We start from the raw sequence: 1,069 nt of genomic DNA on the forward strand, positions 1-1,069 counted from the left end.
CAGGGATCGGACGCTCAAAGTACTCTCAGCGTTTTCTGCGACGCGAGCGACGGTCGATGCCCCACAAATTCAATGATGCCCGTCGCGACAAGTTTCCCAAAGCTAAGTACCGGGTCACGAACTGCTCGGAATACAATGAAAGTCTCCGGCAGCGGGGCGATGTGACGATCTGGGATTCTGATGATGTAGTGGAGAACTGGGCATCGCCACGCCGCAAGACACGCGGTGGACAGGCGCGCTACTCCGATCTGGCAATCGAGATCTGCCTCACTCTGCGGGTCGTGACTCGACTTCCACTCAGGCAAACTCAGGGTTTCGTGCGGTCGATTGCCAGGCTGATGGGCATGAACCTTGTGGTACCGGATTTCTCGACCTTGTCGCGGCGTGGTAAAGGGCTGAAGATCACCCCAAACCGGCCAGCTGCAAGTAAGCCAATCACCCTCGTTGTGGACAGCACGGGTCTGAAAGTGCATGGCGGAAACGACTGGCATGAAGAAAAGCACGGCACTAGGAAAGCCCGCAAGACATGGCGCAAACTCCACATCGCCCTTGATCCGGAAACGGGCGACATCGCTGCAGCAGAGCTGACCACTGAACATGTGGGTGATGAATCAGCACTGCCAGCGTTGCTCACTGACATTGATGATGATGTGAGCCGGTTTCTGGCGGATGGTGCGTATGACGGTCAGGGTGTCGTGGACTGCCTGGAGGACAAATTCGGGCCCGGGATAGAGATCATTATCCCTCCGCCGAAGAACGCGGTTCGCGGCGAGAATGCACATCGCAATCGACACATCGATGCCATCGCTCAACATGGCAGAATGAACTGGCAAAGTGAGACGGGATACAACCAGCGATCACAGATTGAAGCCCAGATCGGCAGATGGAAACAGGTTATCGGCGATCGCCTGCGGGCGCGTGATCTAGACCGTCAAATCTCCGAAGCGAAGATTGCATCAAATGCGCTCAATCGCATGACGTCTCTCGGTCGTGCGGCGTATGAACGCGTCGTCTGAAGTGATAGGGTAAGGGGCAGATCCAACTCAGCCTTGATCCATGCAACACAGTT

General features: G+C 56.0%; 1 protein-coding gene. It reads left to right on the forward strand.

Going from position 1 to position 1,069, the window contains the following annotated elements:
* Positions 1-56: 56 nt before the first annotated feature.
* Positions 57-1,016 (forward strand): IS5 family transposase, encoded by a 960-nt coding sequence (locus GOX53_RS29480; protein WP_171182430.1) that lies wholly within the window; start codon positions 57-59, stop codon positions 1,014-1,016.
* Positions 1,017-1,069: the final 53 nt, after the last annotated feature.

Source organism: Ruegeria sp. HKCCD8929, from assembly GCF_013031405.1.
GTDB lineage: Bacteria > Pseudomonadota > Alphaproteobacteria > Rhodobacterales > Rhodobacteraceae > Ruegeria.

What these genes read in the sequence shown, in the direction of transcription:
- GOX53_RS29480 (WP_171182430.1), top strand. Translation starts at nt 57, where the DNA reads ATGCCCCACAAATTCAATGATGCCCGTCGCGACAAGTTTCCCAAAGCT.